A 6,752-nucleotide genomic window follows, 5' to 3' on the forward strand; every position below is an offset into this window, starting at 1 on the left:
CCTGGTGTTACCTTATGTAACAGTTTCTGTTAGCCTAAGCTCATGCTTTTAGACCAGGAAAACGGTCACAGTCGCGACAGCGTGGTGCTGCTGTTTCTGTTCGGGCTGTTCGTGTTTTTCTCGCCCTTCACCTTCTGGTGGGCCGCGACCACAAGCGTCTGGTATCTCCCGTATCTGTTGTGGCTCGGGTTGATTGGGTTGATCGCCTGGGTTGCGCATCGTCACCATCATGACGTTTGAACTCTGGACGCTGTTTCTGGCCGGGGTCGCCTACCTGCTGGTCCTGTTTCTGATCGCCTATGCGGCGGAGCGGGGTTGGATACCGTCTTCGGTCGCGCGCCACCCGCTGACTTATGTGCTCTCGCTCGGCGTCTACGCCACCTCCTGGAGTTACTACGGCAGCGTCGGTTTCGCCCAAACGCAGGGCTTCAGTTTTCTGACCATCTACCTCGGGGTGACGCTCGCGTTTGCGCTGACACCGGTATTGTTGATGCCGATCCTGCGGCTGACGCGCGACTATCAGCTTACCTCGCTCGCCGACCTGTTCGCTTTCCGTTACCGCAACCAGGCGACGGGCGTGCTGGTGACGCTGTTCATGCTGGTCGGCATCCTGCCTTATATCTCGCTGCAAATTCTGGCGGTGACGGCGTCGGTCCGATCGCTTACCCAAGTGGCCACGCCGTCGGTGCTGGCGTTCGGGTTCTGCGTGACGCTGATCCTGTTTGCGATTCTATTCGGCGCGCGCCACGCCTCGGCGCGCGAGAAGCATGAAGGGCTGGTGGTGGCGATCGCCTTCGAGTCGGCCGTGAAACTGCTCGCGCTCGGCGCGGTTGCCGTGTTCGCGGTGTTTGGTTTGTTCGGCGACGTCGGCGGAATGGGGGAGTGGCTGGTGAGTCATCCCGAAGCGCTTAAGGCGCTCTACCAGCCGATGCAGCACGGGCCGTGGATGGCGCTGATGGTGCTCGCATTCGCGGCGGCGTTTCTGTTGCCGCGGCAGTTTCATATGACCTTCACCGAGAACATCGAACCGCGCACGCTTCCGTTCGCCGCTTGGGGGTTTCCGCTGTTCCTGTTGCTGTTGAATCTTCCGATTGTGCCTATCCTTTGGGCCGGCGCGGCGTTTCAACCCGGCACGAATCCCGATTACTACGTGCTCGGGATTACGCTTAAATCCGGCTCGGCATGGCTGGCGACGATCGCGTTTCTCGGCGGCGTATCCGCCGCGAGCGCGATGATGATTGTCGAGACGCTCGCGTTGGCGGCCATGTGTCTCAATCACCTGATCCTGCCGATGAGTTTCTCGGCGCGCGAGGCGCCGTACGAGAACCTCTACCAGCGGCTGCTGTGGTGGCGGCGGCTGCTCATCGCCGTGATCGTTCTCGCCGGCTACGGCTTCTATCTGCTGCTCGAGGCGAACCAGAGCCTAGTGCAGCTAGGCCTGATCTCGTTCGTGGCGGTGGCGCAGTTCCTGCCCGGCATCGTCGGGCTGCTGTTCTGGCCGCGCGCGACCCGCACCGGCTTCATCGGCGGACTGCTTGGCGGCGGACTCGTGTGGGCGCTGGCATTGCTGGTGCCGTTGTTCGAGCGCTCCGGCATCGTCCACACCGGCGTCAACCTGCAAGAGTGGCTCGGCGCCGGCGGCGAGGACGCGATCGCATTCGGCACGTTCTGGTCACTCGCGGTCAACAGTTTGTTGTTCGTGGGATTGTCTGTGTTCACGCGTCCGACGGCCGAGGAAATGGAAGCGTCGCGCGCCTGCGCACGCGAGATGTTGCCGCCGCGCGGCGTGGTGGCTGCGCTTTCGCCGCAACAGTTCGCGGATCAACTGGCACGCATCGTCGGTCCCCAGACCGCCGCGCGCGAGGTACACCAAGCGCTCGTCGATCTCGAGATGGACGACAACGAGCGCCGACCGACACAATTGCGCCGCCTGCGCGAGCGCATCGAGCGCAATCTTTCGGGTCTGATCGGCCCGCTGCTCGCGCGCATGGTGGTGAACGACCGTCTGCAGCTCGACCGGGGCTCGCCACTCGCGCTCGCCGACACGGTGCACTCGCTCGAGGAACATCTGGAGGAATCACGCTCGCGCTTGCAAGGCCTGGCGGCCGAGCTCGATGCGCTGCGCCGCTATCACCGTCAGCTCCTGCAAGAGCTGCCGCTGGCGGTATGCTCGCTCGGGCCGGATGACGAAATCGTGGTGTGGAATCACGCGATGGAACGCCTCTCCAGCCTGTCCGCGCGCGATGTAAGCGGTGTGGCGCTGTCCGGGTTACACGAACCCTGGGACGGGTTACTGCGCGGTTTCGTGGACGCGCAGGAACAGCACCTATATAAGTTGCAGGTCAATATTCTCGGCCGTCCGCGTTGGTTCAATCTGTACAAGGCCGCGATCGAGGAGCAAAACCCGCTGGCGCAGGCGCGCGGCGGCATGGTAATCCTGATCGAGGATCTAACCGAACGCCAAACGCTGGAGGCTGAACTGGCACACACCGAGCGGCTGGCCTCGATCGGCCGGCTCGCCGCCGGTGTCGCGCATGAAATCGGAAATCCCCTGACGGGTATCGCGTCGTTGGCGCAAAACCTGCGCGACGAAAGCGACCGGACGGTCGTGCAGGAGAGTATCGCGCTGATTCAAGAACAGATCCGCCGTATTGCCGACATCGTGCAGACGTTGGTGACGTTCGCGCATGGCGGGTTGCCTTCGGAGCGCGCCACCGCGCCGGTCGAGATCGCGGCGTGTGTGGAGGAGGCGGTGCGACTGGTGCGACTGTCGCGCGCGGGCAAGCAAATCAATTTCATCAATCGTTGTGATGCCGACACGGTACTCCACGGCGATCGCAATCGGCTGGTGCAAGTGGTGGTGAATCTGCTCACGAATGCCGGCGATGCCTCGCGACCCGGCGACACCGTGGAGGTACGCTCCCAAGTCGTGGACGGGTTCCTGTGCATCGAAGTGGTGGATCAGGGCAGCGGTATTCCGGAGGAGTTGCGCGAGCGTGTGTTCGAGCCGTTCTTCACCACCAAGCAGCCGGGCGCGGGGACGGGTCTGGGGTTGCCGCTGGTGTACAACATCGTATCGGATTACGGCGGCACGATCGCGATAGAAAGCAGCCCGGGGCACGGCACGCGCGTGCTCGTGCGCATGCCGCTCACGCGCGAGCGGCGCGACGACCGAATCTCGGCATCGCAAACGGAGGCATTATGAGCCGAATCCTGATCGTGGACGACGAAGTCGTCATCCGCCAGGCGCTGCGGCGCCTGCTCGAACGTCACAGCTACGAGGTAACGGAGGCGGGTTCGGTGGCGGAAGCGGAGAGTAGCCTCGAACTCGCCTCCTTCGATCTCGTCGTCGCCGATCTACGCCTGCCCGGCGCGCCCGGTACCGCTATCATCGCCAAGTGCGCGCCGGCGCCGGCGCTCATAATGACCAGCTATGGCAGCGTCAAATCCGCGGTCGAGTCCATGAAGCTCGGCGCCGCCGACTACATCACCAAACCGTTCGACCACGACGAGATGCTGCTCGTGGTGCGCCGCTTGCTTGAGCAACGCCAACTGTGGCGGCGCGCGCAGGTGCTGCAAGCCGACCTCGAACGCGATTATCCGGTCGGCGGCATGATCGGCAACTGCGCCGCCATGCGCGAAGTATTCGACCGCATCCGCAAGGTGGCGCCGACCGACTCGACGGTATTGATCCTGGGCGAATCCGGCACCGGCAAGGAGCTGGTGGCGCGCGCGGTGCATGAGTTGAGCCCGCGCAAGGAGGCTCCGATCGTTGCCGTGAACTGCGCCGCCATTCCCGACACGCTGATCGAATCCGAGCTCTTCGGCCACGAGAAAGGCGCCTTTACCGGCGCGATCGCAACGCATCGCGGCCTGGTCGAGGCGGCGGACGGAGGTACGCTGTTTCTCGACGAGATCGGCGAGTTGCCCGCGGCGGCGCAGGCGCGGCTGCTGCGCGTGTTGCAGCAGGGCGAGATCCGGCGCGTGGGCAGTCCGCACGCGCGTAAGGTGAGCATTCGCCTGATCGCGGCGACCCATCGCAACCTCGAGCAGCGTGTGACCGAGGGGTTATTTCGCTCCGATCTGTACTTTCGTCTGCGCGTGATCGATATCCGGCTGCCGCCGCTGCGCGAGCGCAGTGAAGATCTCGAGGCGCTGGCGAATTTTCTGCTCGACAAGGCCTGCCGGCGTTTGAATCGCCCGCCGCCGCAGTTCGCGCCGCAGACCATCGCCGCGATCCATGCCCATCACTGGCCGGGCAACGTGCGCGAGCTCGAAAACGCCATCGAGCGCGCGGTGATTCTGTGTGAATCGGCGGAGATTACACCTGAGCTGCTGGCGATTGATGCGGTCGCCCTACCGGCGACGACCGCGGCCGTGGGCTCCGCGCTATCGCTGAAAGATTACTTCCGCCATTTCGTGCTCGATCACCAGGACCGGCTCACCGAAACCGAACTTGCCGGACGTCTGGGACTCTCGCGCAAGGCGCTGTGGGAACGACGCCAGCGCTTCGGCATTCCCCGACCCAAGGACACTTAGGCTTGTTACCGCCGGTAACGCCAGCGTGTCACCATTGGTAACACGCTGTCCTCTCGCTTCTACGTATCTCACTGTTTTTATTTATTAGTCCTTCAGGCACGGCGTTTGCAACGAGAACCGGCGTCTGGGTAAGAATTCTGCCCGTGCCGGCAGTGCATATAGTATGCCGGTAATACCGCGGTTCGCGGGGAGAAATTCCAAAGCGACGATACCGTGCAAGAGAAGCCGACGGGACAAATAAAAATGTCGCATCCCGTGAGCAGTCTCCGACGACTTAAACCAGGAGGGGGAACATCATGCCATTAGCCGAGTATTACCCCAGGTGTTAGTGCATGGGCCCACTCCTGCAGCGCGGTATCGCGACAGTATCGTGGCGAGCAATTTTGCCGTCTTTCACGAAGACAGATATCAGACCGAGGCCTGGTGCGATGCCTGTGCGTTCATTCAACTCCTGCACATGCGTCAGCACCAGAACCAACGCAGCCACAGGCAGCCCCTTGATAATCATATTGACCCGGATCACCTGAACGATCTGAACCGGCACATTCTGAAGGAATCCTTTCGCCAGGCGCGCAAGCTGCAGACACGTTTGGCGCTGGATTATCATTTATGAGTTGGATCGCACGCCTATTTCGTCCGCACGTCGAACCGCCCTCCGACTTCACCGACCGCGTCATGGCCTGGAAAAATCTGTCCGGCGTTAGTGAAAATGTGCCGCTGGGGCAAGCCCGCTTTGTGGTAGTGGACGTCGAAACATCGGGGCTCGACACCCGCCGGGACCATCTGCTTTCCATTGGCGCCTGCGCCGTGGAGGCCCTGCGTGTGCGCACAGGAGAGAATTACGAATCCATTTTGCGCCGCGAGGAAGCGAACCAACGCGAAAACATACTGATTCACGGCATCGGCCCGCAGGCGCAGGCGGCGGGCCAGCCACCGGAGGAATCCCTCATGGGCTTCCTTGAGTTCATCGGCAAGCAGCCGCTGGTGGCGTTCCATGCCGGTCTCGACCAGGCCATGCTCGACCGTGACTTGCGTGCAACGCTCGGGATGCGCCTGCACAACGCCTGGATCGATCTTGCGCTGCTGGCGCCGGTACTGGTGCCCGAAGCACGATTGCCGCAGGCGGGTCTGGACGAATGGCTCGCTTATTTCGGTTTACGCGCGCACGTGCGCCATCGGGCGATGGACGATGCGCTGGCAACCGGCGAATTGTTCCTTGTCCTGCTCAAGCGCGCGCTGGCACGTGGTCTCAATACCGTCGGTTCGCTGCTGGTCGCGGCTGAGGCGCATCAACGCAAGGTGCTGGGCAGCGGATTCGGAGGGGCGTGACAACCGGTCCGGCGTAGGGCCTGAAACCCTCGTTATGGCCCGTGAATTAAAAACAGATTTACTGATTTACAGATTTACATGGTACCGGAGCGCAACAACTAGCTGCATCAAATTTTAATCACTCACAGTGGAAAATGGAGGAACGTCAATGGTTACAATAACAGCTGCTAATCGGGAAGCACACTGGGCGCGAACACGCAACCTGATGATCATTCATTTGGTCATCTGGTTCGTGTTTTCGTACTTGGTTCACTGGTTTGCGCCCCAACTCAACCAGTTCACATTTTTAAAGTTTCCTGTCGGCTTCTACATGGCGGCGCAAGGATCGCTCGTCGTCTTCGTAGTCCAGCTGTTCGTGTTCGCAAAACAACAGGACAATATCGACCGCCAATTCGGCGTGGCCGAAACAGACTAGGGGGAGAATAAAACATGGCTTTTTTCAAGAAAGGAACAACGTTTATTGAAAACCTCCCCAGGATTTACGGTCTCTACACCGGGGGATTCCTGCTGTTTTTTGCGTTGATGGCGTGGTTCGAGACGCTCGGCATGAAAGCCGACACCATCGGCGTCCTGTTCGTATCTTTCACCGTCGTCATCTACGCCGTCATCGGCTGGTTGTCGCGCACCATGCAGGTCGATGCCTACTACGTCGCCGGCCGCCAGGTGCCGCCGGTGTTCAACGGCATGGCGACCGCTGCCGACTGGATGTCCGGCGCCTCGTTCGTCGCCATGGCCGGCGGCATCTTCCTCGGGGGCCACGCCTACCTGGCCTTCGTGGTTGGCTGGACCGGTGGCTACGTGCTGGTGGCGACGTTGATGGCGCCATACCTGCGCAAGTTCGGCTGCTATACCGTGCCGGACTTCATCGGCACGCGCTACGGCGG

General features: G+C 61.7%; 6 protein-coding genes and 1 pseudogene. All 7 read left to right on the forward strand.

What is annotated here, in order from left to right; genetic code table 11:
• Positions 1–42 precede the first annotated feature (42 nt).
• A complete protein-coding gene (locus tag WD823_RS13690) occupies positions 43–240 on the forward strand; it encodes a hypothetical protein (protein WP_368430057.1) in 198 nt (65 codons plus the stop codon).
• A complete protein-coding gene (locus tag WD823_RS13695; RefSeq protein WP_368430058.1) occupies positions 230–3,205 on the forward strand; it encodes an ATP-binding protein in 2,976 nt (991 codons plus the stop codon). Before WD823_RS13690 ends, WD823_RS13695 begins: the two co-directional genes overlap by 11 nt.
• A complete protein-coding gene (locus tag WD823_RS13700; protein ID WP_368430059.1) occupies positions 3,202–4,539 on the forward strand; it encodes a sigma-54-dependent transcriptional regulator in 1,338 nt (445 codons plus the stop codon). Before WD823_RS13695 ends, WD823_RS13700 begins: the two co-directional genes overlap by 4 nt.
• Positions 4,540–4,996: 457 nt before the next feature.
• Positions 4,997–5,152: a putative nucleotidyltransferase substrate binding domain-containing protein gene (locus tag WD823_RS13705; protein ID WP_368430060.1), complete on the forward strand. Its 156-nt coding sequence runs from the start codon at positions 4,997–4,999 to the stop codon at positions 5,150–5,152.
• A complete protein-coding gene (locus WD823_RS13710) occupies positions 5,149–5,868 on the forward strand; it encodes a PolC-type DNA polymerase III (protein ID WP_368430061.1) in 720 nt (239 codons plus the stop codon). Before WD823_RS13705 ends, WD823_RS13710 begins: the two co-directional genes overlap by 4 nt.
• A 148-nt stretch (positions 5,869–6,016) precedes the next feature.
• Positions 6,017–6,283 (forward strand): DUF4212 domain-containing protein, encoded by a 267-nt coding sequence (locus tag WD823_RS13715; RefSeq protein ID WP_368430062.1) that lies wholly within the window; start codon positions 6,017–6,019, stop codon positions 6,281–6,283.
• 14 nt (positions 6,284–6,297) lie between these two features.
• Positions 6,298–6,752: pseudogene (locus WD823_RS13720) on the forward strand (cation acetate symporter); the annotation flags it as partial.

Source organism: Sulfuricaulis sp. (genome assembly GCF_040901545.1).
In the GTDB taxonomy this organism is placed as follows: Bacteria; Pseudomonadota; Gammaproteobacteria; order Acidiferrobacterales; family Sulfurifustaceae; genus Sulfuricaulis.